A 25,876-nucleotide genomic window follows, 5' to 3' on the forward strand; every position below is an offset into this window, starting at 1 on the left:
TTCAAGGTTATGTTACAAATTCATGTTATAATATAAGCAGAACTTATGGAGGTGAATTTCATGATAAGTAATATGGAATATTACAAAGTCTTTTACTATGTTGGAAAGTGGGGAAGCATCACTGACGCAGCCAAAGAGCTGAATATATCTCAGCCTGCCGTGAGCCAGTCCATACACCAGCTAGAAAAGGGCCTTGACTGCACTCTCTTTCAGAGAACAGCAAGAGGTATGAAGCTTACAAGTGAAGGAAACCTCCTTTATAGATATGTCAAAAGAGGCTATGAGCAGATAGACCTTGGGGAGCAGCGCCTTGGGCAACTCCTTCACCTTGATGCCGGAGAAGTCAGGATCGGAGCCAGTGACATGACTCTTAGATTCTTTCTTTTACCATATCTTGAGAAATTCCATGAGCTATATCCTGGCATTAAGGTTACCGTTACTAACGGTCCTACTCCAGAAACCTTGCAGTACCTATCAGATGATAGGATCGATTTTGGCGTAGTTTCTACTCCTTTTGAAAACCTCCAGGGATTTAAGACCACACCGGTTTCAGAGATTGAAGATACCTTTGTGGCAGGTAGAAAGTTTATTCAATACAAGAACAGAATGCTTGATTTTGCTGATCTAAAGAAGGTCCCTATGATAACCCTTGAAGGTAGGACCAGTACCAGAGATTATATGGAAGCTTTTTTAGCAAAAGAAAATGTGGAGATCCATCCTGAGTTTGAGCTTGCAACCAGCGACATGATCGTTCAGTTTGCCCTGCGTAATCTGGGAGTTGGCTGCGTGGTTAAGGACTTTGCAAAAGAGTATCTCGACAGTGGTATATTATTTGAACTTAGATTCAACAAGATGATCCCTAAGCGTCAGATGTGCGTAGTAACTGATGAGTCTAGACCACTTCCAATTGCTGCTGCAAATCTGCTTGAGCTTATAAATAAGGGCAATTTTTAAGCCCCTCACGCAGGGTCTTTGCCTACGCAGGGGGCTTAAAGGGGCTTATCAACTAACTTATTCGTTAATTGTAAACTGGCTTATGAGGCTGTTGAGACTTGCTGACTGTTCTGAAAGTTCCTGAGATACAGCACTTGATTCTTCAGCAGTTGCTGAGTTGTTCTGTACAACGTTGGATATCATCTCGATACCCTTATCGATCTCATCCATGCTGTGAGCCTGTTCTTCTGCAAGATCTCCTGTCTTAATGATCATATCTGTGATCTCTTCTACGCTATGCTGCATTGCGTCGAGAGCTTCTGTGGTCTCAGCTACAACTGAGTTACCATTCTTGATCTCTTCCATAGTATCTGCAATGAGCTGATGTGTATTCTGAGCCGCTTCACTTGACTGATCTGCAAGCTTACCGATCTGATCAGCAACAACTGCAAATCCTTTTCCTGTTTCACCTGCTCTTGCTGCCTCGATAGAAGCATTAAGTGCAAGGAGTGAAGTCTGGCTGGCAATCTCTTCAATAGTATTTGTAACCTGTTCGATCTCTGCTGATGCCTCAGTAATCCTTGTCATGGCGTCTGTAACAAGATGCATCTTTCTGGCACTTACTTCTGCATTATCTCTTACTTCATTAGCCATGCCTCTGCTCTTCTCAGCTACTTCAGCAAGCTGCTTGGTCTGCTCTGTTACTGAGTTAACTGAAGCTGTAAGTTCTTCTACTGCTGCAGCCTGATCTGTTGTACCTTCAGCAAGATCAGTTGATCCCTGTGACATATTAGCTGCACCCTGTGATACCTGTGAAGAAGAATTCTTAACTTCAAGAAGAGTGCTACTTAAGTTATCTGAAATATCTGAAAGTGCTTTTCTGATTGCTTCATAATCACCAATATAAAGTGCTGAATTTCTTGATCCTGATGAGAAGTCACCACCTGACATACGCTTCAAGGTCTCATCAATATCTTTTACGATATCAGCAATAGCGCTTGTTGATCCCTTGATATCCTTTGCAAGCTTTCCAAGCTCATCTTCAGAATCTGTTTCAATCTCAATCTCAAGTTTACCTTTGGACATATCATCCGCAGCTGCTGATATTGCTTCGATAGGTCCAAGGATACTCTTTGTAAGCGCTGCTCTTGCCTTATTAGAATAAAGGATAGCGTAGATTACAACTACAAGAGAAATGATCGTCATGAAGATAACACTTCCAAGAGCCATCACATAAGCTTTCTTAGCCTGAGCTTTTGCTTCAAGGCCTATAACTTTGAAGTCTTTTACTACTACCTTAATGGCTTCATTCACCGTTCCTACATAGTAGGTATATATCTCTTCATGGGATGCCCCGCTGTTCATCATTTGTATCAGCGTATCATCCGCCGAATCTATATCTTTCAAGTGCTGACGAGCTGTACTCAAGTCTCCGTTATAAACTTTACTTAGTTCATCAAGACCATCATTCATTTCCTGTATCTTTTCAGCAGCACCATCAATCTGTTCCTGTCTGTCAGCATCTTCAGTTGCAGACATAGCCCAGAGATAATACTTTGCAAGAGCCTGAATTGTGATTCTTATCTCTCCTTGCTGAGAGTTCTGCTCATAATAAATAGCATAGATATTTCTCAGATTGAAAAGAGCTACTATATCGATCAGGATAATGACAATAAAGATAAGTATCAGATTCAATCTGAACTTTCCAAATACCTTCTTGAATTTTTCAGATACAGGTAAGCTCTTGAAACCTCCCTTATCAAATTCGTTGTTTTTCTCAACTATGTTTGCCATATAGACCTCCTAATTCACCATACGCCTATCATGCATGTATTTTCGACAAGTTATATATTTAATTTTATTGCTTTTATATAAAAAAATACACAGAAATGCGCAAATTTATATAACTTTTCGGTAAATAAGTAAAACTTATAGCTCATATAATAAATATCGATTTTACTTATATTGTTTTTGAGAGTAATATAATCATGCAATAGAGATTGCTAAATGTTTTATTAAAGAGAGGAACAAAAATATGGTTAAAGCAGTAGTCGGCGCCAATTGGGGCGACGAAGGAAAAGGAAAGATTACCGATACTCTTGCTGATCAGGCTGACGTAGTTATCCGTTTTCAGGGAGGCGCCAATGCTGGTCACACAATTGTAAATGATTATGGTAAATTTGCACTTCACACAATGCCATCTGGTGTCTTCCATCAGAACATCATGAACATCATTGGTAATGGAGTTGCATTTGATATTACTAAATTTATGAAGGAGCTCAATGAGGTTACATCTAAGGGTGTTCCAATGCCTCAGATCATGATCTCAGACAGAGTTCAGGTTATGATGCCTTATCATGTTCTCTTCGATACTCTTGAAGAAGCCAGACTTGCTGGTAAGTCATTTGGTTCAACAAAGTCAGGAATTGCTCCTTTCTATTCAGATAAGTTTGCTAAGATTGGTTGGCAGATCAATGAGTTCTTCCAGGACGATGAAGTTATCAAAGAAAAGATTGCAAGAATCGCTGAGATCAAGGACGTTATCCTTGTTAATCTTTATCACGCAGATCCTATCGATCAGGAAGCTCTGTTCAACCAGATCGTAGATTGGCGTGAGCAGGTAAAGCCATACGTTGGAAACGTATCTCTTTATCTTGATAATGCTATTAAGGAAGGCAAGACTATCCTCCTCGAGGGTCAGCTTGGAACAATGAAGGATCCAGATCATGGTATCTACCCTATGGTTACTTCATCATCTCCTCTTGCAGCTTATGGTGCAATCGGCGCTGGTATTCCTCCTTATGAGATCAAGCAGATCGTAACTGTATCTAAGGCTTACTCATCAGCAGTAGGTGCTGGTGCATTCGTATCAGAGCTCTTTGGAGATGAAGCTGAGGAACTTAGAAGACGCGGTGGTGACGGCGGTGAGTACGGCGCTACAACAGGAAGACCTAGACGTGTAGGCTGGTATGACTGCGTAGCAAGTAAGTATGGTTGCAGACTTCAGGGCACAACTGATGTTGCATTCACAGTACTTGACGTACTTGGTTACCTTGATGAGATTCCAGTTTGCGTAGGATACGACATCGATGGCGAAGTTACTACAGAGTTCCCTGTAACTCACCTTCTTGAGAAGGCTAAGCCTGTATTCAAGACTCTTCCAGGCTGGAAGTGCGACATCCGTGGTATCAAGAACTACGAAGATCTCCCAGAGAAGTGCCGCAACTATATTGAATTCATTGAGGATCAGATTGGTTACCCTATCACAATGGTAAGTAACGGTCCTGCAAGAACAGATATAATCTACAGAAAGAGCAAGTTTAGTAAGTAATACTTACTATTCAGTTGCTAGCTGATATTCAGTCAGCAACAACGTGAAATTAGTCATTCGGCATGCCTTTTAGCTTGATTAAGCTTTAAGGCATGCCTTTTTTCTTGTTTTCTTCCTGCCCCGGCATGCTCCTGCCCCAGCATGCTCCTGCCCCGGCATGCATTTCTTCTATTTTCGAGCAAAAGGCATGCCATTTCTCAGCTTTTCCTATATTTCCGGCATGTCTTTTTTATATTTCTGTAAGTTTTTACATGCCGTATTCTTACGTTCTCTTAATATTTGGCATGTCTTTCTTGTAATTTGCTACCTTTGACATGCTCAGCCATCCGCTTAACTTCTATTTCCCCGATGCCCATCCCCCGCATAGGCACTGCTTTTCTCCTTGTCACCGTTTTGAAGGCAATATTGCTATTTTTTCAACAATTCTTTACCTACATCAGCCGAAAAATGGGTAAAGACTTCCTTGCATTCCCCTCTCATTTACATGCGCATCATAAATCAAGGCAAAAAACAGACCAAATGGGTAAAGATTGTTTCAAAAAAGCTTCATATTGCCTTCATTTTGCTAGCAAACTCTCTTATACTATATTGAGGGGGAATAAAAATCTTGCAATTGGATATATCTTAGTTTCAGCATTAGTCATCTTTAGCGTTGAAGGTGATTCATTTAATTCATTCTTTGATGCAGTCACTTACTACTGTCGGTTACGGAGATATTTATCCAGTAACTACCGCTGGCCGAGTGATTACAATGATATCTTCAATATTTGGTATTGCTGTTGTAGCACTTCCAGCAGGAATCATTACCGCCAGATATTTAGAAGCACTGACAGAAGAAAAGAATAATAAAGCCAATAATACTAATCCTTAAACTGCTTAACTACAAAATAACTGCCATATAATATTAGTCAACCCCGGAGCCGCTTTGCGGTGCGCCTGCGCAGGGTTTACTGATATTATATGGCAGTTATCGTAGTTAATTAGCAGTTTATGGATTACACTTCTTGCAAGGCACATACCCTTGCTCTATCAAATCTTCCCTTGATCCTTCGTAATATAACTTGTTCTTTTCTTTCATATCCTTAACACTACTACAGGATGGATAATGAAATTTCTTGGTATTCTTGTTTGCGATATATGCTGTAGTTTCAGCCTCAGCAGGCATTGATCGATCAACCTGCGTACCATTGTCTGGTGCTGTTACTTGAAAATCATCCGCCGAAACTGATTTTGTATAGTTCTCATCCAGCTTGTTACTTCCATCTTTACTGTCAATGACTACACCAGGCTGCACATTATAGCAATATACATTAAAAGAAATACCTTTTCCCTTGTCTTCTACTGAATATGCCTCTATCTGCACTCCAGAGCAAAGAAGATTATTTCCTTCAAAGACAGGCGTCACACGGTACATTACATGATTACCAGTACTCTTAATGTACTCTGCCACCTTATTTTCATATGGAAGCATTCCTTCCACATTCATATATCTGGTACCGGTGATAAGATTCTTTTCATTAGCATTCTCGCCGGTAAGCTGATAGCCTATCATGTGACATCTGTTGTACAAATACGGTGGATCTGAATCCACAAGTCCTGGATACTTATTTTGTTTCCATCCTGTAGGCTTGACCATTCCAATAGAGTCACGTTCCTCAGTTGGCATCAGGTCTTTTCCTATACAAGCTGTCGCAGTAGTGCATCTTCCAAGCTTGTCCAGAGCTCCATAACTTTCAAAAGAACTAGTCGTAATCTCATCGCTAGAAAACTGCGGTTTATTATCATTTATAGCTACTGACGGTGCTCCACTGTACTCAGGAATCCCGCTTTCAGCTCTACTATCCACTCTGTACGTACATACTAGAATTATAGTAGAAATGATCATAAACAATATAAATGCAATCCTTGTTTTCTTCATATCTCCTGCCTTTCTAGTATTGTCATCGTTACAATATGAATGATAACCCCAAACGACAAATCTTTAAACAAAATCCATATTAAAAAAACATAAAAATACCTGCTCCATCATTGAAGCAGGTATTTACTCACTCTTCCACTATACACTCTCTTGTATTCATGCTCCTTGGTACCACATGAACATTTGAATACTCGCAATCTGCGTGTCTGATATAGATTCCATAGGCAGGTACATCACCCATGGCACTGTTCTCTGGATAGTCCGTTACATTCTCATGAACTTCAGGTAAAAGATTTATCTCTTCCTTGTCATCTCTATAAGTAACATCAAATCCATTTATCTTGATGTTGCCAAGATTTTTTCCAAAAACATCGGATGCCTCAATCTTCTCAGCCACATCCTTAGGCAATGACTCTTTTGCCAAAAGATCTAACTTCTCTTCTTTAGTCATCCTGTACCCGGTGATAATCGATGGCACCTCGGCGTTAACAGCCTTGATATTTTCAATCACGACGCCATCAATTGATCCGCCATAAAACTTATCTTCTTCGCATCCATCTTCATATCCAAACTTGTTTCTTTTACAAAGACAGATAAATAGCGGGCACGCAACATTATCCATTGTAATATTGCGGACAGTTACGTTTCTAACATTACTTCCATCGGCGGACTCAATAGCAATTCCAGAACAAGAACCTGGATAGATATCCAAGAAGAAATGACAATTCTCACAAGTTATATCTTCTATATCATAGAAGGTCTCTGTTCCAATCTTGAATGCGTTGGCAACGGTAAGTACCGTGCAGTCAGAAAAGTACACTCTCCTGGTACCGCGAAGCTTGCCTTCGCAAGCAACGTTAAGGCCATCATGTTCATGACCGCGCGGTGACTTAACTACAAGCCCATCATCAGCTGTCGAAATAAAACAGTGAGTTACGTCAACATCCTCACTTCCCATAACATCGATACCATCAGTGTTGGCAACATGTCTGTTTCCATTGATGACGATATTTGAAACCTTGACGTTGTCACAACCATCAATGCAAAGATTCCAGTCCATAGATGCTTCAAGGATGATATTTTCTATAACAACATTCTTGCAACCATTGGCCCAAAGCATATACATAGGCCTTTTAATCTTTGGCTGATCGTTTCCATACTTATCCTCAGCATATCTAATGCGGCTCCTGATGGCATATCTCATAGTATCAATTGGATATCCCATTGGATCATAAAGAAATGGTGGCTGCTTTATCTTTTCTAGAGGAGTTAAAAGAGGCTTCTTAAGAGGAAGATAAACGAAGTATTCTCCGTTTCCATATATCCTTCCACCACCAGTTACTCTTACATTCTTAGCATTATCAAGGATAACAAAAGCGTCTACAAAGTTGTCGTGGTTTTTAGATGCTACTAAAGCGCTATCACCAGTAATCCACAGCGTAGTGTTGTCATAAATACGCACAGTTCCGCTAATGTACCATCCGCCATCAACAAGTACAACTCCACCACCAGCTTCTCTAGCAGCCTCTGCTGCCTTATTCACAGCCTCTGTACATACGGTCATACCATCTGCAACAGCACCGTAATCTCTAATATCAAATACCTTGGAAGTGCGTTTATCAGGTAATCCCTGCTGCCTTATATATTGTCCGTATGGTATTCCCTTATAGTAATCACCATCATATATTATTCCATTATCCAGTAATGTAGCTACATCAACCATAGATATCCACCTCATCAAGTTATATCAGATATCAATACCTAACCCCAAGTCCCTCAAGTTCTTCTTTTACCTGGTCATAGTCCTTGTAAACTATGCCCTTCCAGCCAAGGTTAATGGCAGCCTCGATGTTTACTGCTGTGTCGTCGATGAATACTGTCTTTGATGGAGTTAAGCCATAACGTTCTTCAAGAAGATGATAGATTTCAGGACCTGGCTTAACTACATGATCTCTAAAGCTTAAGATACCACCGTCTGTCTCTTCAAGAAATGCCATAGCTTCTGGGCATCCCTCAAGGGCCTGTCTGGAAAAATTTGAAAGGTAAAGTACTTTGTAGCCTGCTGTCTTAAGTGCCTTTATCCAAGGAATAGTCCTATCTCTTTTTGTTATGATTCCATCTATATTCTTAAAAGCATCTTCAAGTATGTCTTTTAACTCAGGATCATTTTCTACGAATCTAGCAATGATCTCATCATTTGTTAAGTTGCCTTTGTCGTACTCAACCCAGTCATCGCTCTCTACTGTTGCTTTGGCAATCCTGCCTATCATGGCATCGTCGTGACCTTTTTTTCTAAGGAAATCCTTCCATGCAAAATCTGTAAGAACATTTCCTATGTCAAATACGACTGTATCAATCTCTCCTTCAGGAATAACATTTCCAAATTTGTCGTGCTGCCTGTTGCTGCTCATGGCGTCAAGAGATGCAACTGTATGTCTACCTGTGATAGTACCAATAGCCCAGATAAGGAGCCATAACAAAATTGGTACTGCTACAGTTGCGGCCACGCAGCCAAAGAAAAGATCTTTGGTAGCAGGTGAGCCTATAAGTGCCAGCACTAAAAGAGCTACGTACATTCCTACAAGTATAACTATCCCAAGGATAGCAAGAATTCTCTTATATAATGGTGTCTTATTCTGATTCATAATCTCATCCTTTTTTAATGATTCTTTGTTAACTCGTAAATCATACAATAAAGGCTATCTTTATGCAATTCCAATTCATGAGCGGAATTTTGTAAAATATTTAAAATTTGCTATACAATTAAATCAATTCCGCTTGCGGTATTAAGCCGAATATGAAATAATCTATATTGCGTAAATATAAAAGCTAATCAGTAACCTAGAAAGGAAAAACTATGCTACACATTAAATCATTAGACGAAGGTTTGGAAGTTTTCAAGGCACTTGGATCAGACATTAGAGTAGAAATCATCAAGATTCTTCTAAATGAGAGTGGCATGAATATGAATGAGCTTGCTAGTCGCCTCAATATCACCAACGGCGCTCTGACAAGTCATATCAAAAAGCTTGAAGAAAGCGGAATAGTTAAGGTTTCTTCGGAATCAGCTGGTCACGGTAATCAAAAAGTCTGCTCCGTAAATCTGGATAAGATCCTCATTGATATTCAGAACAAACCAAAGGAAGACAACGTTTATACCACAGATATCAAAGTAGGACTATTTTCAGATTATTCAGTATTCCCTACATGCGGACTTGCTTCTACCAAAAAACTTATAGGAGAGCTCGATGATACCAGATACTTTGCTCATCCTGACCGCTACGAAGCTGATATTCTCTGGTTCACAAAAGGATATGTAGAATACGCTGTTCCTAATTTTGTTCCATTTAATCAAAAGATCGATGAGATCAGCATTACAGCTGAGCTAAGTTCAGAAGCACCTGGAATCAACAACATTTGGCCATCTGATATATATTTTTACTTAAATGATATTCTTCTTGGAACATGGACTTCACCTGGAGATTTCGGAGACGTCAAAGGCTTCTTTACTCCTGACTGGTGGTTCCACAACTGGAATCAGTACGGACTGCTTAAGACTCTTGTAGTTAACCACGATGGCTCTTTTATCGATGGGATCAAGATTTCAGACGTGACTATCGACAGATTCAATCTCACTTCCAAGAGCCCAATAAAGTTAAAGCTCGAAGTTCCTGAAACTGCAGATCACGTCGGAGGCCTTACGATCTTTGGTAAAGGCTTTGGTAATTACAATCAGGACATCAACGTCAAAATGAAATACAGTCAGCTTGACTAAAACAAATATCAAAACAATCCATCCCTTGCGAGCATTCGCAGGGGATTTTGTGTATAATGAGTTAAAGTAAAAGCACAAAGGATAATCACAATGCAAAAGCGACTAACTATCGGTATCCTTGCACATGTAGATGCAGGTAAGACAACTCTTTCCGAGGGTCTGTTATATCTTTCCGGAGCCCTCAGAAAGCTGGGACGAGTTGATCACAGAGATACATTTTTAGATACATATGAACTTGAAAGAACCCGCGGAATTACTATCTTTTCCAAGCAGGCTCTTTTTGAATACGAGGATACTCACTTTACACTACTTGATACTCCCGGGCATTCCGACTTCTCTCCAGAGATGGAGCGAACTCTTCAGGTCCTTGACGCTGCAATTCTACTTATCAGCGCATCTGACAAAGTAACCGCCCAGGCCAAGATCTTGTGGAAGCTTCTATCTCACTATCATGTTCCAACCTTCATATTTGTTAATAAGATGGATCAGGACGGAGCTGACAAGGCTCTTTTGTTAAAAGACATCAGAGAAAACCTCAGCTCTCACTGTATTGCTTTTGAAGATGGCTTTGATTCTGATGAGCTCCAAGAAGAGCTTGCTGTATGCGACGACAGACTTCTTACAGCTTTTCTTGATGGTCAGAAGGTAACTGAAGGTGATGTAAAGTCCCTCATAGCAGATTGTAAGTGCTATCCTGTTCTCTTTGGCTCTGCCCTTAAGATGGACGGGGTAAAAGAACTGCTCTCTTTCATCAAGGATTTCGCTCCTGATAATAAATATGATGAGAATGCTCCTTTTGCTGCAAGAGTATTTAAGATAAGCAGGGACGTAAATGGAAACAGATTGACCCACATCAAGATAACATCAGGAAAATTAAGAGTCAGAGACCTTATTGATGATGAAAAGATTGATCAGATAAGGCTTTATTCTGGTGAGAAATTCGAGATGGTTCAGGAAGCCGTTGCTGGAACTGTTTGCGCTATAGCAGGGCTATCTGATTCCAAGGCTGGAGACGGACTTGGCGAACTCAAAAATGACACCACAGCTGAGATCTTGCAACCAATCCTATCTTCTACTTTGATACTGCCTGAGGATGCTGACCCCGTAGTTGTTTACAGAAAACTCAAAGCTCTTGAAGAGGAAGAGCCTATGCTTCAGGTATCCCTCAAGGAAGGAAGCGGAATCATTGAAGTTAAGATAATGGGCGAAGTGCAAAAAGAGATTCTTAAGCACCTTATAAAGACTCGCTTTGATCTGGACGTAGACTTTGGTCCAGGTCATATTGTCTACAAAGAGACCATCGCAGGCCCTGTAGAAGGTGTTGGACATTTTGAGCCTCTAAGACACTACGCAGAAGTACATATCCTTCTTGAGCCTTCAGAACCTGGAAGCGGAATGTCTTTTGCCTGCGACGTAAGTACTGATGACCTGTCACTTAACTGGCAGAGGCTCATACTAACTCACCTTCAGGAAAAGAAGCATCTGGGAGTCCTCACAGGTTCAGAACTTACAGACGTTAAGATAACACTCATCGGCGGACGTTCCCACGAAAAGCATACTGAAGGCGGCGATTTCAGACAAGCAACTTATAGAGCCGTAAGGCAAGGTCTTATGGAAGCTGATTCTATTCTCCTTGAACCAGTATATGAATATAAAATTGAGCTGCCAAAAGAATCTGTCGGAAGAGCTCTTACCGACATACAGAGAATGCACGGAACTGTCGGTCTTCCGGATATTGTCGGAGATAAAAATGTCCTTACTGGCACGATTCCTGCGGCAAGCCTTGGTTCCTATGCGCAGGAACTCTCATCTTTTACCCATGGAGAAGGCCATATCACCACTACTCTAAAAGGCTACCAGCCATGCCACAACACAGAAGAAGTACTGGCAGAAACAGGCTATGATCCTGACCTTGACACCGGCAATCCATCCTCATCCGTCTTCTGCTCCCATGGAGTCGGAACTATCATTCCTTGGAATGAAGTCAGAAGCCACATGCATGTTGATACAGGCTGGAGCCCGGAAACTGCTGACACCTACAAGACTGACCTGACTGATAACATAGATATGGAAGCTCTAAAAAAGATCCAGGCCAGACAAAAGAGCAAAGCTCCAGAAAACAGGTCTTTTGACGAAATAGAAAGAGACCTTCAGGCCACAGAAAAAGAGCTGAAGAACATATTTGAAAAGACCTATGGTGAGATAAAGCCAAGATACGTTGAAAAAAACACCACCTACACCTCTTCCAATGAGGCAGACAAGCCAGAGATAGATAATAGAGATTACGCTTTAGAAGAAGCTAAAAAGGAAAAGCACCAAAATACTGGCTCAGTAGATGACTCAGTTCATAAAGAATATCTCTTAGTTGACGGCTACAATGTGATCTACGCATCAGATGATCTAAAGTCCCTTGCCCAGAGAGATTTAAAAGCAGCAAGAGACTCTCTCATCGACACCCTGATCAACTTCCAGGGATTTAGAAGGGAACAGGTAATCCTGGTTTTTGATGCCTACAAGGTTCCCGGCGGCACAGAACACATGGAAGATCACTCAGGACTTATCGTTATCTATACAAAAGAGGCTGAAACTGCAGACCAGTACATAGAAAAAGCCGCCCATGAAATAGGAAAAAAGTATAAAGTCAACGTTGCCACTTCAGATGCCATAGAGCAGGTAATAGTGCTCAGTAGCGGTGCATTCAGACTTTCTGCCAGAGATTTCTGGGATGAGATCAAAAGAACCAGCGAAATGATCTCGGACAAAATTCGAAATCACAATACAAAATTGTGAAAATTTTATAAATTTTCATATACACTTTCTGTTCATTACAGAGTATCATATAGTTACATAATTTTTTTACACGGAGGAGATAACTAAATAATGAACAGAAAGTCAGGCTCTAAATTCAACGCTCGTATGTCAGTCATTCTTCTGGTAGTGACTATTCCACTCATCCTCGCCTTAATTGGTGGCATGTTCTACAGTAGCTATCATTTAAAGGCTCTAGAAAAAAATGATGAGGAGCTCTACTTCAACATGTTGTACAAGATCAGTAATGAACTTGTGAAAGCCGACAGAGACTTTTATCAGGCTATGCTTGGGGGTACAGAGTATATTGCCTATAAACCTTATGCTGACGAGTCACTTCTCAAAGAGTATCTTGAAACTTACACAACAAACTCTCAGCAGACTCTAGATGGTGTAACGGCTGCAGCTGAACTTGCATCCAAGAACAACTATCTCTACAACGAGATGAAGTCAGAATCAGGTAACACTTTCTCTTCTCTTTATTCAGATTTCCAAACAATATTTGCAAAATGGCAATCAGATTACGACTTTTCTACAAACTCAGGCAATTCAAAGGCTTTTTCTCTTGACTTTGAAGAAGCAAGAAACTGTCTCGATGAAATGGGTCAGATTGTGGAAGCTTGGGCTATTCAGGAAAAGACAGCCAATCAAAAGTCTGTTTCAACCAGCATTGCTATAGGAATGGTCATATTTGCATTAGTATCAGTATTACTCCTTGTAATTACTATCATTATGATCTTCAACATCGTAAAGAGTCTAAAGGCCATCAATGAATCCGTAGACAGGATCGCAACAGGTGACTTTGTAACCAAGATCAAAGCGGGAAGCATGGTAACGGACTTTAACGAAATATGCATAAAACTTGAATCCATGAGACACGACCTTAGAAATGCCCTTGTTAAAGTAATAAATCATGCGGATTCAGTTAATTCAAAGGCTGAGCTTGCCAAGAACAGCATCTCTAATTCACAGACTACAACAGCTGATATCACTTCTGTTGTCAACGACCTTGCTACTGGCGCAACATCAATGGCTGAAGACGTTCAGAGCACATCAAGCGTTACTGTCAACATGGGAACAGCTGTTGATAACGTTCGTGATTCCGCAAATGCCAACCTTCAGCGTGGTTCTATGGTCTACACTGAATCAGAAAAAGTTAAAGAGCAGCTTGAACAGATAAAACTCCAGGATCAGACCAATGACGAAATGGCAACTCAGGTTGCTGATTCAGTAAATGAGACAGCAAACGTAGTAGCTCAGATCTCATCTGCTGCCGAGTCTATCATCTCAATTGCAAACCAGACCAACCTCCTTGCCCTCAATGCTTCTATCGAGGCTGCGAGAGCTGGCGAAGCAGGAAGAGGTTTTGCAGTAGTTGCTGATAACATCAAGAACCTGGCAGGTAACACAAACTCACTTGCTGGTGAGATCACTAACATGCTTTCAACTATCACAGATTATTCAAATACTAACAAGGAACTTACTGAGAATATCAAGACTGCTATCTCCAACCAGACATTTGCTCTTGAAGAGATGAGCGAATCCTTCGATCAGATGCTTGCTCTTTTAAAAGAGACAGAAACTGGAAATAAGCAGATTGTAGAACTTGTAGAGACTATGAACACTGATAAGGACAATATCCTTAATTCTGTTGAATCTCTTTCAAGTATTTCAGAAGAAAATGCAGCATCAACGCAGCAGACAAGCGCTTCTCTCATGCAGCTTGACAGCAACATGGAATCTGTTGTTCAGCAGGCCGTAGACCTTCAGAAGATTGCAGAAGAGCTTACTGCTAACGTTAAATACTTTAAAGTTGAACTCCCTCAGGAGGAAAACGCTTTATAATGCCTCAGGTATTATGAGATGCCTTGGTAGTCCTCCAGACATGATAGGCATCACTTCACCACATATAAGGGGTCTTGCATAGTGCTCAAAGCTCTGTGTAAGGCCTCTTTTATTGTCTGTTATCCACTCAACCGGAACTTTCTTTTCAAAATTAGCAATAGCGTGGATATCATACGTATCATAAACGCAGATATATGGATAATCTGCAGTATTTTCCATCATTCTTTTCATGATGACCATCTTTCCGGTCTTCTTTTCATTTGCAGCTATTACAGCCTGAACGCCGCACTGGTATGCCTCTTTCACATCAGTAAGTGAAGAAGTATGGGCTGCCGATCTCTGCAAAGTACTAAGTTCAACTGTTCTGGTACGAAGTCCCAGCTCATTTGTAAGCTTATCTGCTAAAACTCTTGATGCAGCACTCATCTGCTTATGTCCAAATGTATCTGTCTCTACATTTCCATTTAGCTCACATACATATCTTCCATCTGCAAGCTTAATTCCCTCTGAAATAACGATTAAAGCCGGTTTATGGCCCTTAGAAAGTTCTTTTGCATAATTCATAAAATCGTCCATGTCAAACGGGATTTCGGGCAAATAAATGGCATCAGGTCCTGAGCAGTCATCTGAAGTACAAAGAGAAGCTGCTGCAGCAAGCCAGCCTGCATTTCTACCCATTATCTCAACGATCACTATTGCTGGATTTCTTGGATCAGAAGCCTGATTGTCTCTTATAAGCTCTTTTACACTGGTTGCTATATACTTAGCAGATGAGCCAAATCCAGGACAATGGTCCGTGATAGGAAGGTCGTTATCAATTGTTTTGGGAATGCCTATAAATTGCTTGTCATATCCATGACTGGAAGAATAATCTGAAAGTTTCATAATGGTGTCCATTGAATCGTTGCCACCAATATAGAAAAAAGAATCGATATTATATTTGTCTAATATCTCAAAGATCTGTTTGTATACTGAATTATCTACTGAAGCTTCTGGAAGCTTGTATCTGCAGGTACCAAGAACTGAAGCTGGAGTTCTCTTAAGCAGTTCCACATTGGTGGGATCACTTAAATACTTATCCAGATCAATAAACTCTCCTTGTAAAAGTCCCTCAATACCATGAATCATACCAAAGACCTTGTTTGCACCAAGCTCTTTAGCTTTGACATAAGCTCCTGCTACTGAAGCATTAATTGCCGCTGTTGGTCCTCCCGACTGACCAATAATGACATTATTCATTAGATTCCTCCAAAAGTTGTATTTGTAGCCCGCCCAAAAACATACAAATACTCCATGCATAATAATAGCCCATGTCAGATGATTCTGTACATGGGCTATATTACCAAATATTAAGCTTCAGTTGTCATGACAGACATATAATATGAATAAAGATTCTTGTAAGTAGTCTTATCATAGTGAAGTCCATCTGACGCATTAAATCCGTTTTGCTGCAAGAATGTGTATCCGTCGATCCACTGAATTCTAGGATCAAGCTCATTCTTGAGTCTAGTGTTAAAACTTTCAATCTGATCATTTGTTACTCTTGCTGAAGCACCAACAGGTGTAACTGCAGCATAGTAAACTGTAATTCCGGCTTCTGTCCAGGCATCAATATTGCTATTAACAAGCTTGATATACTTGGAAGCATTGCCTAGATCATTAACACCAAAATTAATGACCATCACTGTTCCACTTCCAGCTGTCTCTGAAATCTCAGAAAGAGCTGTATTCTTGAACCAGTTATATCCCTCTCCAACCTTGGCTACATAAGCCTTGTCTGTAGAACCTACAGCCATCTTGAGCTGAACTGTTCTGGAATCTCCTACAAAAAGATAAGGAACACTTGGCACTCCCTCTGTTAAGTAGTCTCCCATAACAAATCCAAGGTTTTCATTATAAGAAATTTCATACCATCCGTTGTCTGTTGCTCCAATGACCTGTACTGCGCTTCCCCAGCTAATCTTGCCGATCTTGTCGTATTCTGTACCTGCGCCTGCTCTAACATTTACTGTATCGCTGGCATACATAGTAACGGGTGTCTCGTAATCTGTAATTGAATAAGGTGCTGTTTCTACTTCCTTTCCTGCGTTAGCAACCTCAAGGTCTAAATTGTTATCTACGAGTACCTGTTCATTAGATACAGTTTCAGTTACTTCTGAGATATTCTCTGAAGCAATTACCTTCTGATCTGCTGTTACTCCTGCGCAAACAACTGCAGCAAACATTCCTGCAAAGGCCAATAAAGCGATAAAATTTTTTCTTTTAATCTTACGCATGAATGAGATTTTACAATAACAGTAAAAACTTGTCAAACTAGCGATTTGTTTTCTTAGGAATAATGATCTCAACTGTAGTACCTACCCCGGGCGTAGACGATATTCTCATCTCCGCATTCTCGACAATCTTAAGTCTGTTCCTGACATTTCTGATTCCAATTCGTTTATTATCGCTCACAATTTCTTTTTCATACTCATTAACATCAAAACCAACACCATCATCATAGATCTTGATCCTGATGTATCCATAACCCTCTTCAGTACTGATCCTGATATTTCCAGGTTCATCCGTTCCTTTGGCACATACACCATGATTAACTGCATTTTCTACAATTGGCTGTATGGTGAGCGCTGGAATATCAAAGTCTGTAGCCTTAATATCATACTCAACCTTAAATCTGTCAGGGAACCTAGCCTCTTCAATGACAAGGTAATCTCTTGTATGCTGCAATTCCTCAGTAAAAGGAATTGGATCTTCTGTTTCAATGGAGCTGATATTTTCTTTAAGGTAATCAGCCAGACTTTCTAATATCTCCTTTGCCTTATTTATGTCTTTGTCACAAAGAATGCTGATAGCGCTTAAGGTATTGTACAAAAAGTGAGGTTTGATCTGAGAAATAGCAATCCTCATTCTCATGTCCTCAAGTTCCTGGTTTTGTTTTTCAATGTATCCCCTCTGTTCCATCATTGTCTTGGTGTTATCTTCAAGAGCCTGACCAAACATGATAAGAGATACGATTATTATGGCAATATTTGAAAGTGAAAAACCATAGATAAAGAGCTGTATGATCGATGCCAGGATTGGAAGCGTTATGAACATAACTATTGCATTACATCTCTTTTTATTGATCTGATTTCTTTTGACCCAAACATAAGCCCCAACGCCTATTGATTCAACTAGAACAATTATCGTCCAGATAATAAATCCAGGTCCGCGCTGATATAGGTTAGTTTCTGGATTGATGGTATAAACAAAGCCATACATCTGAGCTATTGCTAGGTAAAGTTCCGCTACAGAGCCAAGGCCTCCCATGTAGAACATAACTCTTATACTTCTTTTTTCAGGCTGAATGGACAATATAACGTAAGCCGTCAAAAAGACTGGCAAAATAGCATTACATACAAATGACATGTAATTGGAAAAATTTAAGATAGCATAGGCAAGCGATCCTGGATTACCTCTAAAAAACCAGGCAGCGGAATCAAAAAACAACATTACACCAACAGTAAGTTCAAGCTCTGCAAGAGCTCTATACTGCTCCTTGATCACAGTTCTGCCTATAAAAAGATATATTGCTGATATCACAGCAAAGATACTTCCCCAAAGTTCTAAACAAGTGTATACGTACTTTAGTTCCAACACTGTAGCACCTCCGATATAGTCTCCTATAGTTGCTTGGCGTTACATTCCTACCCCACTTAAATATACTCTCTCTATTATAACTCATTTTTAACGGAATATCATTAAAGCAAAAAAGCTCCAGCGTTTATTCGCTGGAGCTAAAACTATATTCTTATCCTACTTCCATACCATCGATCTGAGCAGTATAAAGGTGATAATAATCTCCCTTCTTGGCCATGAGTTCTTCATGACTTCCACATTCAGTAATACCGCCCTTATCAATGTACATGATCTTGTCACACTTTGTGATAGTCGAAAGCCTGTGAGCTATGATAAAGCTTGTTCTGCCTTCAAGCATAGCATCAAGGCCTTTCTGGAGGGCTTTTTCAGTCTGAACATCGATACTTGATGTAGCTTCATCAAGGACCAGAATCGCAGGATCTGATAAAAGAGTTCTTGCAAAGGATATAAGCTGCTTTTGTCCCTGAGAAAGAAGTGCTCCTCTTTCCTTAACCTCTGTGTTATATCTCTTTGGCATGAACTTGATGAAATCATCGGCACATACAGCCTTGCTGGCTCTTCTGATCTCTGCCTCTGTGGCATCAAGCTTACCATATCTGATATTGTCTCCAATAGTTCCTGAAAAAATGAAGCTATCTTGCAGCATTATTCCCATCTGAGATCTAAGGGAATTAAGTGTAACCTTGGAGATGTCCTGACCATCTATAAGGATTCTTCCACTCTGCACATCATAAAATCTTGAGATAAGACTTACAATGGTACTCTTTCCTGCTCCTGTTGGTCCAACAAGAGCTACGCTCTCACCAGGCTTTACACTAAAGGATACGTCATGAAGTACCTCTTTTCCCTTCTCATAGGAAAAAGATACGTTCTCAAAGGTTACCTCTCCAACAAGCTTACCAATTGGCTTTGCATCTGGAGCATCATCAATAGTTACAGGCTCATCCATAGTCTCAAAGATTCTCTCAAGATAGGCCATGTTGTTGATGAAGTTGTTAAAGATATTTCCAAGGTTCATGATAGGCTGCCAGAATCTTGAAGCATAGCTTGATATAGCTACTATAACGCCAAGAGATTCATTCCCCCGTGAGAACACAAGGAGTGCAAACATGAAGATTGCCGCTCTTACAAGGACTGATATAGTGTCGATACCAGGCCATACCATGGTACTGTAGCTTACAGCCTTCATCCAGGTCTTTCTGCAATTACTTGAAAGAGTCTTGAAGATATCAGCATTTTCATCTTCTCTTGCAAAGATCTGAGTAATTCTTGCTCCAACAATGTTCTCCTGAAGGTAGGCATTAAGGTTAGAGTTCTTGTTTGAAACTGCCTGCCAGGCCTTTCTCTGCTTGTTCTTGATCCAGAACATGAACACCATAAGAAACGGAACTCCAGCCAAAACCACAAGACTGAGCTTTACATCTACTGCAAACATGAACACGATGATAAATACAAGGTTAATGATCTCAAGGATTACATTTATAAGACCGTTACTAAGCATATCTGATACAGAGTTAACATAGTTGACTACCCTTACCAGAATCTTGCCGTGAGGTCTATCATCGTAGTACTGAAATGGCAGTTTCTGGAGATGTTCAAAGAGATCTCCTCGTATCTGATAAATTATATCCTGACTGACATTTACCATGATATGTGAACGGATGGTTGTCATGATAACGCTCACAATGTAAAAGACTGTCGCTGCAATTACCAACCTAAACAGCATATCTTTATCCTGATTTGGAACTGCGATATCAAGCGCTCTCTGAACGATCATAGGGCTCACAAGAGCTGCCGCACCACCAAGAGCAGAAAAGAAAAGAGCTGCTCCCATCTTTCCTGCATGTTTCTTAATATAACCAGAAGCCCTAAGTAAATGTTTTATGTCAAAAGGCTCTTCTAGTATTTCATCTTCTTTATATGTATTCCTACGTGGCATTTTAGTGTCCTTTCTATCAACCTACCTGAAGCTTAACAAGTTCTGCGTAGTAGCCGCCTTTTTTGATCAGTTCCTCATGTGTTCCACTTTCTGTGATCTCGCCGTGCTGCATGATAAGGATCTGATCAGCATCCTTTGTTGTTGAGATACGCTGCGCAATGATTATCTTAGTACACTCGAAATCAAGGTGTCTTAGGCTGTCCTGAATCTCTTTTTCCGTTTCAAGATCCACAGCTGATGTTGTATCATCAAGGATCAGGATCGAAGGTCTGACTGCAAGGGCTCTTGCAAGAGATATTCTCTGCTTCTGTCCACCGGAAAGGCCAACACCTCTTTCTCCGACAATGGTTTCATATCCCTCAGGCATCTTGGCAATAAAGTCAGATGCTGCAGAATACTTGGCAAACCTCACTACCTCTTCCCTGCTGATCTCACTGTCACCATAGGCAATGTTGCCGTCGATAGTATCTGAATAAAGAAGTACGTCCTGAGTTGCAAGACCTATATTCTTTCTGAGCTGATGTAGTTTTAGCTTATTAACGTTAACTCCATCTATGAGAATTTCGCCGCTTGTTGGCTCGTAGAATCTAGGAATCAGGTGGATAAGTGAAGTCTTACCACATCCAGTCTCACCCATGATAGCGATAGTCTGCCCCTTCTTGGCAGTAAAGGAGATATGCTCAAGAACGGGAAGGTCACTGTCTGCGTACTGGAACGATACATCCCTAAACTCGATATTTCCTTCAAATCTGTCGGGCTTGTCTATTGCATCCTTGGCATCTACGATCTCAGGCTCAGAGTAATATATTTCCATAACCTTGGCAGATGCTGCAGAGAATCTCTGGAATTCATTCATTACGTTACCAAGCTGTCTCATAGGGTTTGCAATAGCCCAGATAAGACCTGAGAATGCCACATATTCTCCAAGTGAGATCTTATCTTCTATGAGGAAAAGACCTCCCACAAGAATGAGGATAACTGACAGACAGTTAGCAAGTGTTTCAACGTAAGGATAGAACTTAAGCCAGGTAAAAGCTGTCTTTTTATTAGTATCTCTGTAGTCCTTGTTACACTCATCGAACTTTTCTATCTCATAGCTTTCTCTTGCAAATGCCTTGACTACTCTATTACCAGCGATGTTTTCCTGGGCTACTGTGTTCATATATGCAAGCTTCTCACGAAGAAGAGCGTGCATAGGAGCTACAAGGAGCTTAAACACATAGATGATAAAAAAGATAAGTGGAGCAACTATCAAAAGGCTCACTGCAAGCTTCCAATCCATGATCATAAAATAGATTGCTGTTGCAGACACCAAGGATATTGCCTCTATCACCATTCTGATAACCCAAGCAACCATATGTCTTACAGCATCAAGGTCACCTGTAACTCTAGTCATAAGGTCACCTGTCCTATAAGTGCTGTAAAACTTCATATCCTGTCTCTGAATCTTGTCATATAGGAAATTTCTAACTTTGAAAAGAACTGCCTGTGATACATACTCATATCCCATGCAGTCAAAATAGACGATGATACATCTAAGGATCGTCAGACCTACCATCAAACAAAGGAGTCTAATAAATTCATCTGGGTGGTTAGCCAGATTTTCTTTTGCCCCATCTCCTGAAAGGAATCTGTTAACAATCTGCCCAGAAAAAAAAGGCACAGTAAGCTGTAAGATGTTATAAACAACCGTGCCAAACATAGCAAGAACATACAGTGCTCTGTAGCCCTTCATGTTGTCCCAAAGCCACTGAATCCTGGTCCTTGGATACTTCCACTTCTCATTATTCTTTTTCATAATAGTTTTCACCCCTATAGCCGTGATGTCGTTTTTAGCTATATCTCGATTCTATTATTCATATTTTCATACTTCAAGCCCATTTTATGCACTTTTCTTCCCATTTTTTGTCATTTATAAATTATCAGGCTTCTTTCTTAATACTTTTATTATAATTTCGTCAATAGACGCCATGCTATAATTGTTGTGAGGTGATGTTTATGGATTTTAATTTCGTTAGACGTCTTATAGCATTTGCATATACACTATTGCTTCTTTTGTTTATTGGTCTAGGCTTTTGCTATACCAACGAAACCAATGACTATTTTCGCGAAAATTCCATGATCTTCAATGATTACTGGAAGGTTGATGGAAAGATCATCACATTCCCATACAGCAATAACAATGAATTTACTATAAGCAACACCCTACCTCTTGTATATGGCGACCAGCTACTGATAATAAGATGTTATTATGAAGACTTTACTGCAATAATAAATGGTGAAGAAATCGTTGAATCAAGGCCGACAACACTCTTTGGAATTTCTACGAATGTTGGTAAAAAAGAAATCTGGATTCCCCTCCGCAATGATTATACAAATAAAGAGGTGTCTGTCAGGATTAAGATGCAATCTTCTATCTATGGTTCTGAATTAACTGAAGCTTTCATTACTACCAGATCTGCATATGGGATCAGTCAGCTAAAGAAAAACGTTCCTTCTGTTGTTTTGTTTGTTTTGTTTACTGTTACCGGAATTATAGAGCTCTTTATCTCTGCTTACTTCATTGTCAAAAGAGCCAGCCTTATCAGGAAACTTACGTTTGAAGCCTTGTTTTATGCAGGATGTTTTTCTATTATTTCTGCCCAATGGATCATAAATGAAACCAGACTTCCATTTATTATATTTGGCTACATGACTGGATTTTCAGTATTAAATATAATCTCATTCCTGTTGATGCCGCTTCTTTTCTTTGAACTAACCAGGGCACTTTTTTACCGTGTTGGTAAGATTGATAATGCTATAGACGGTATCCTGGCTCTCTCTATTGCTGTCTCTTGCCTGCTGGCTGTAAAAGGAGTCATAGACTGGGGAAATCTTGTTTATATTGCCCATGCAATCGATGCGATTGTAATGATATTAGTAGGCTATTACTCATACGCCAGCATTAGGAAGGAAAAGAAATTCTGTTCAAGAACCGGAATCGCTCTTGCAAATGGCATATTTATGGTAATTGCGGGAATTGCTCTTATTCAATATATTGACAACGTTGACTATAACTATATTCTGCTGATAATAGTTGGTCTTATGATCTTTATCATGGTTCAGGTAGGCCTCATATATAGAAGAATAGGTCTAAATGTCAAAGAAGAAAAAGAATTTGCTCAAGCCAAGATATTTGCCTTTACCGATGAGCTTACTAAGCTCTCAAACAGAAGACATTTTTACAAAATCATCGACGATTATGAAAAAGACAAACTTCCTGCCAATCTTACTTTTATAGCGATAGATGTAAACAGGCTAAAGTATTATAACGATACCTATGGTCATGAAGCTGGAGATGAACTTTTGCTTGGAACAGCCGAGTGTCTAAGGAACGCCTTCTCATCATCTTCTACTGCTGTGATCAGCAGAATGGGTGGAGACGAATTTGCTGTGCTACTGATTGCAGCTCCTGCCGAATTAAAAAACAGACTTAGCGCACTAAGACTAAGTCTAAAGAAATGGAAGGGAAAATATATTGACGGTATAAGTGTAGCCATCGGATACGCAGTCTCATCTGCCTACCCAGACGAATCTATAGATGAACTTTCAAAAATAGCGGACAAAGAAATGTATAATGACAAGCTTCAATTCTATAAGTCTTCTGGTCTCGAGAGAAGAAGCTCTTCAAAATCAGATTAACAGTAATTTGATTGACACTGCCGGATGCCCTTGCTATAATATCATTCGTGACTAATTTAAGTCAGATGCTGTTGTAGCACAGTCGGTAGTGCGTCGCATTGGTAGTGCGGAGGTCACGGGTTCGATTCCCGTCAGCAGCTCTTTTATAAAAAACAGCAATCACGCGCTTTGCATGATTGCTGTTTTTGTTTTATTTTTGTTTTATTTATTATGGTGCAATCCAGAACAGTGTTACCACGCCGTTTTTAACGTTTGCTCCAAATGAACATTTGTATTCAAGACCTTCGTCCATGAATCCCACAAATTATTTATCGTCATTTAATACTATTTTAATAGCAATAATCATGCAAATGTGTTTATAATACAAAAAACATAAACCTCATGATTGCTTTGCAAAGGAGGGCTGGTTATGAGTATTAATGGAATTGGCGGCGGAATGCAGCAGGCATATCCGGTACAGCAAACTCAGAAGCAACAGGTAGCTGTAGCTCCTAAGATTGAAGATGAAGCTCAGTCTACTCTTCTCGATACAGAAGGACAGAAAGAACGTCTCGAGAAAATGAAGATGGAAGCTCAGAAACATGCTCAAGAGCAGACAAAGGAGCAGATGGATCTCTCTGAGAGATCTTCAGCAGCTATGGGATTTGGCAACAAGATTCAGATGGAACTTATGAAATAAGAGGTTCAAGATAACTGAATAGAATAAAATACCCGGTTAGAAGGCTGTACATATTACAGTTTTCTAACCGGGTTTTTAATTATTCACAAACTTCAGTATTAGTTGTTTTCGCTTGCACTATCGATAAGTTCAGATGCGCTCTTTGCTGCTTTTCTAAGTGCATAATCTGTAGGATTGTTGAAAGCGTCTCTGATATTAAGAACTCTGTCACCTGTCTCACTCATTGATACAATGTTTGCTCGAAGCTGAGTATCAAGCTCATTGTTCTGTACATAGTTAATGTACTCGCAGAGAGTTTCAAGATCATCATCTCCGCCAAGTGCAATTACAAATACCATATAAAGAACAAAGAGTCCAATGATGATCGCTGCAAATAAAAGGTTCTTAGTGATTGCTAAAATGATTCCTGAAATACATACTACTGTAAATCCGATATCAAAAAGAACTTTGCTCTTAATCTCAGACTTAACAGTTCTTAAAAGGAATCTCTTACTATCCTGCACGAAGTATGTAATAAGGTCATAAAGCATTTCCTTATCCTCTTCTTCATAGCAACCAATCTGGTAAGTTACGATAAGCTTAGCTGCGTTCTCGTAAGCCTTATTAACAATATTCTTGTAAATAAAAGTAAAATTCTTAACAACTGGGATCATCTCTAAGATTGAAGCAGCAGCCATAGCACCACTAGCCATCTTGTAGAGAATAAGTCCGCAAGTACGGCTCTTTGATCTCATCCCCTTTGAACCATACTTCTTTAATCTCTCCAAGCCCTCAGCAACAGGATCAGCAGAAATCTCTTTTCCTACAAGTGCTCTGCATACCATAAGGTCTGATGCGTAATAGTACATGTTCTGTCTTGGTGTGCTAAGCACAAAATACAGGAAAAATCCGATTACTCCAATTGACATAAATGGGAAAATCTGTGCTTTAAGTCCTATGATGTACATGAGCACGAATACAAGCTCTACTGACATCAAAATCAGAGTTTTCTTTCTGAACTGCCCCTTAATATCCTTTGCTAACTTTTTTCTTTCTTCCATTCCTCACTCTCTCCTTGTCAAAAGAATATTTTCTCCCCCGGTTAAGAAAATATTACATCGCAATGAAACAAATTGTAACATATTCTTTTGCAAGATATAAGCCCATATTTTATCAATATTTGAGCAATTATTGATCAAGTTCTAAATGAGTCTTGGTCCAAGTGTTATGCGGAAGTCCATCTTTTTTGGGAGGGGGGCGGCTTTGGGGGTCCCGGCTTTTATCCGTTTTATGGCCGCCTTTTAGCCGATTATTGGAATTTTTTCTTGTTTAGGCTAAACTTTTTTGCT

Annotated in this window: 18 protein-coding genes and 1 tRNA gene; 9 read left to right on the forward strand and 10 right to left on the reverse strand. The window is 40.0% G+C overall.

What is annotated here, in order from left to right; genetic code table 11:
- Positions 1-60 precede the first annotated feature (60 nt).
- Positions 61-954 carry a LysR family transcriptional regulator gene (locus bhn_RS10330; protein ID WP_071176628.1) on the forward strand — a complete coding sequence of 298 codons (894 nt, stop codon included), beginning with the start codon at positions 61-63 and terminating at the stop codon, positions 952-954.
- A 57-nt stretch (positions 955-1,011) separates the two neighbouring features.
- On the opposite strand, the gene bhn_RS10335 is transcribed toward bhn_RS10330, so the two are convergent.
- Positions 1,012-2,727, reverse strand: coding sequence for a methyl-accepting chemotaxis protein (locus bhn_RS10335; RefSeq protein WP_071176629.1), 1,716 nt, complete (start codon positions 2,725-2,727; stop codon positions 1,012-1,014).
- A 241-nt stretch (positions 2,728-2,968) separates the two neighbouring features.
- Between bhn_RS10335 and bhn_RS10340 the strand changes: the two genes are divergently transcribed.
- Both bhn_RS10340 and bhn_RS15600 read left to right on the forward strand, forming a co-directional pair.
- A complete protein-coding gene (locus bhn_RS10340; protein WP_071176630.1) occupies positions 2,969-4,264 on the forward strand; it encodes an adenylosuccinate synthase in 1,296 nt (431 codons plus the stop codon).
- 682 nt (positions 4,265-4,946) lie between these two features.
- A complete protein-coding gene (locus bhn_RS15600) occupies positions 4,947-5,135 on the forward strand; it encodes a potassium channel family protein (protein WP_071176631.1) in 189 nt (62 codons plus the stop codon).
- 117 nt (positions 5,136-5,252) lie between these two features.
- Here bhn_RS15600 and bhn_RS10350 read toward each other — a convergent pair whose 3' ends face one another.
- From bhn_RS10350 to bhn_RS10360, 3 genes are all read right to left on the reverse strand, one after another.
- Positions 5,253-6,182 (reverse strand): DNA/RNA non-specific endonuclease, encoded by a 930-nt coding sequence (locus bhn_RS10350; RefSeq protein ID WP_071176632.1) that lies wholly within the window; start codon positions 6,180-6,182, stop codon positions 5,253-5,255.
- 127 nt (positions 6,183-6,309) lie between these two features.
- Positions 6,310-7,905: a glycoside hydrolase family 28 protein gene (locus bhn_RS10355; RefSeq protein WP_071176633.1), complete on the reverse strand. Its 1,596-nt coding sequence runs from the start codon at positions 7,903-7,905 to the stop codon at positions 6,310-6,312.
- A gap of 31 nt (positions 7,906-7,936) precedes the next feature.
- A complete protein-coding gene (locus bhn_RS10360; RefSeq protein ID WP_083385910.1) occupies positions 7,937-8,827 on the reverse strand; it encodes an HAD-IA family hydrolase in 891 nt (296 codons plus the stop codon).
- A gap of 212 nt (positions 8,828-9,039) precedes the next feature.
- On the opposite strand from bhn_RS10360, the gene bhn_RS10365 reads away from it, so the two are divergent.
- The 3 genes from bhn_RS10365 to bhn_RS10375 all read left to right on the forward strand — a co-directional run bounded on the left by bhn_RS10365 (position 9,040) and on the right by bhn_RS10375 (position 14,610).
- Positions 9,040-9,957, forward strand: coding sequence for an ArsR/SmtB family transcription factor (locus bhn_RS10365; protein ID WP_071176634.1), 918 nt, complete (start codon positions 9,040-9,042; stop codon positions 9,955-9,957).
- Positions 9,958-10,047: 90 nt separating this feature from the next.
- Positions 10,048-12,747, forward strand: coding sequence for a translation factor GTPase family protein (locus bhn_RS10370; protein ID WP_071176635.1), 2,700 nt, complete (start codon positions 10,048-10,050; stop codon positions 12,745-12,747).
- 90 nt (positions 12,748-12,837) lie between these two features.
- Complete coding sequence (locus tag bhn_RS10375) at positions 12,838-14,610, forward strand: methyl-accepting chemotaxis protein (protein WP_071176636.1); 1,773 nt, start codon at positions 12,838-12,840, stop codon at positions 14,608-14,610.
- Here the strand turns inward: bhn_RS10375 and bhn_RS10380 are convergent.
- The 5 genes from bhn_RS10380 to bhn_RS10400 form a co-directional block, all read right to left on the reverse strand.
- Complete coding sequence (locus bhn_RS10380; protein WP_071176637.1) at positions 14,605-15,849, reverse strand: 6-phosphofructokinase; 1,245 nt, start codon at positions 15,847-15,849, stop codon at positions 14,605-14,607. The two genes, bhn_RS10375 and bhn_RS10380, sit on opposite strands and share 6 nt — an antisense overlap.
- 110 nt (positions 15,850-15,959) lie before the next feature.
- Positions 15,960-16,886, reverse strand: coding sequence for an SGNH/GDSL hydrolase family protein (locus bhn_RS10385; protein ID WP_083385912.1), 927 nt, complete (start codon positions 16,884-16,886; stop codon positions 15,960-15,962).
- Between the two features lie 37 nt (positions 16,887-16,923).
- Positions 16,924-18,249: a sensor histidine kinase gene (locus tag bhn_RS10390; RefSeq protein ID WP_071176639.1), complete on the reverse strand. Its 1,326-nt coding sequence runs from the start codon at positions 18,247-18,249 to the stop codon at positions 16,924-16,926.
- A 151-nt stretch (positions 18,250-18,400) separates the two neighbouring features.
- Entirely contained in the window at positions 18,401-20,188 is a 1,788-nt protein-coding gene (locus tag bhn_RS10395) for an ABC transporter ATP-binding protein (RefSeq protein ID WP_071176640.1), read from the reverse strand.
- 16 nt (positions 20,189-20,204) lie between these two features.
- Positions 20,205-21,986: an ABC transporter ATP-binding protein gene (locus bhn_RS10400; RefSeq protein ID WP_071176641.1), complete on the reverse strand. Its 1,782-nt coding sequence runs from the start codon at positions 21,984-21,986 to the stop codon at positions 20,205-20,207.
- A 200-nt stretch (positions 21,987-22,186) separates the two neighbouring features.
- On the opposite strand from bhn_RS10400, the gene bhn_RS10405 reads away from it, so the two are divergent.
- The 3 genes from bhn_RS10405 to bhn_RS10415 all read left to right on the forward strand — a co-directional run bounded on the left by bhn_RS10405 (position 22,187) and on the right by bhn_RS10415 (position 24,548).
- Positions 22,187-23,869 carry a GGDEF domain-containing protein gene (locus bhn_RS10405; protein WP_071176642.1) on the forward strand — a complete coding sequence of 561 codons (1,683 nt, stop codon included), beginning with the start codon at positions 22,187-22,189 and terminating at the stop codon, positions 23,867-23,869.
- A gap of 67 nt (positions 23,870-23,936) precedes the next feature.
- A tRNA-Thr gene (locus tag bhn_RS10410) sits at positions 23,937-24,009 on the forward strand.
- Between the two features lie 269 nt (positions 24,010-24,278).
- Positions 24,279-24,548, forward strand: coding sequence for a hypothetical protein (locus bhn_RS10415; RefSeq protein ID WP_071176643.1), 270 nt, complete (start codon positions 24,279-24,281; stop codon positions 24,546-24,548).
- Positions 24,549-24,646: 98 nt separating this feature from the next.
- Here bhn_RS10415 and bhn_RS10420 read toward each other — a convergent pair whose 3' ends face one another.
- Positions 24,647-25,588 carry a hypothetical protein gene (locus tag bhn_RS10420; protein ID WP_071176644.1) on the reverse strand — a complete coding sequence of 314 codons (942 nt, stop codon included), beginning with the start codon at positions 25,586-25,588 and terminating at the stop codon, positions 24,647-24,649.
- Positions 25,589-25,876: the final 288 nt, after the last annotated feature.

This window comes from Butyrivibrio hungatei (genome assembly GCF_001858005.1).
Taxonomy (GTDB): Bacteria; Bacillota; Clostridia; order Lachnospirales; family Lachnospiraceae; genus Butyrivibrio; species Butyrivibrio hungatei.

Excerpts from the sequence above, each read along its gene's own strand:
- bhn_RS10330 (WP_071176628.1), top strand. The coding sequence starts at position 61 with ATGATAAGTAATATGGAATATTACAAAGTCTTTTACTATGTTGGAAAG.
- bhn_RS10335 (WP_071176629.1), bottom strand. The coding sequence starts at position 2,727 with ATGGCAAACATAGTTGAGAAAAACAACGAATTTGATAAGGGAGGTTTC.
- bhn_RS10340 (WP_071176630.1), top strand. The coding sequence starts at position 2,969 with ATGGTTAAAGCAGTAGTCGGCGCCAATTGGGGCGACGAAGGAAAAGGA.
- bhn_RS15600 (WP_071176631.1), top strand. The coding sequence starts at position 4,947 with ATGCAGTCACTTACTACTGTCGGTTACGGAGATATTTATCCAGTAACT.
- bhn_RS10350 (WP_071176632.1), bottom strand. The coding sequence starts at position 6,182 with ATGAAGAAAACAAGGATTGCATTTATATTGTTTATGATCATTTCTACT.
- bhn_RS10355 (WP_071176633.1), bottom strand. The coding sequence starts at position 7,905 with ATGGTTGATGTAGCTACATTACTGGATAATGGAATAATATATGATGGT.
- bhn_RS10360 (WP_083385910.1), bottom strand. The coding sequence starts at position 8,827 with ATGAATCAGAATAAGACACCATTATATAAGAGAATTCTTGCTATCCTT.
- bhn_RS10365 (WP_071176634.1), top strand. The coding sequence starts at position 9,040 with ATGCTACACATTAAATCATTAGACGAAGGTTTGGAAGTTTTCAAGGCA.
- bhn_RS10370 (WP_071176635.1), top strand. The coding sequence starts at position 10,048 with ATGCAAAAGCGACTAACTATCGGTATCCTTGCACATGTAGATGCAGGT.
- bhn_RS10375 (WP_071176636.1), top strand. The coding sequence starts at position 12,838 with ATGAACAGAAAGTCAGGCTCTAAATTCAACGCTCGTATGTCAGTCATT.
- bhn_RS10380 (WP_071176637.1), bottom strand. The coding sequence starts at position 15,849 with ATGAATAATGTCATTATTGGTCAGTCGGGAGGACCAACAGCGGCAATT.
- bhn_RS10385 (WP_083385912.1), bottom strand. The coding sequence starts at position 16,886 with ATGCGTAAGATTAAAAGAAAAAATTTTATCGCTTTATTGGCCTTTGCA.
- bhn_RS10395 (WP_071176640.1), bottom strand. The coding sequence starts at position 20,188 with ATGCCACGTAGGAATACATATAAAGAAGATGAAATACTAGAAGAGCCT.
- bhn_RS10400 (WP_071176641.1), bottom strand. The coding sequence starts at position 21,986 with ATGAAAAAGAATAATGAGAAGTGGAAGTATCCAAGGACCAGGATTCAG.
- bhn_RS10405 (WP_071176642.1), top strand. The coding sequence starts at position 22,187 with ATGGATTTTAATTTCGTTAGACGTCTTATAGCATTTGCATATACACTA.
- bhn_RS10415 (WP_071176643.1), top strand. The coding sequence starts at position 24,279 with ATGAGTATTAATGGAATTGGCGGCGGAATGCAGCAGGCATATCCGGTA.
- bhn_RS10420 (WP_071176644.1), bottom strand. The coding sequence starts at position 25,588 with ATGGAAGAAAGAAAAAAGTTAGCAAAGGATATTAAGGGGCAGTTCAGA.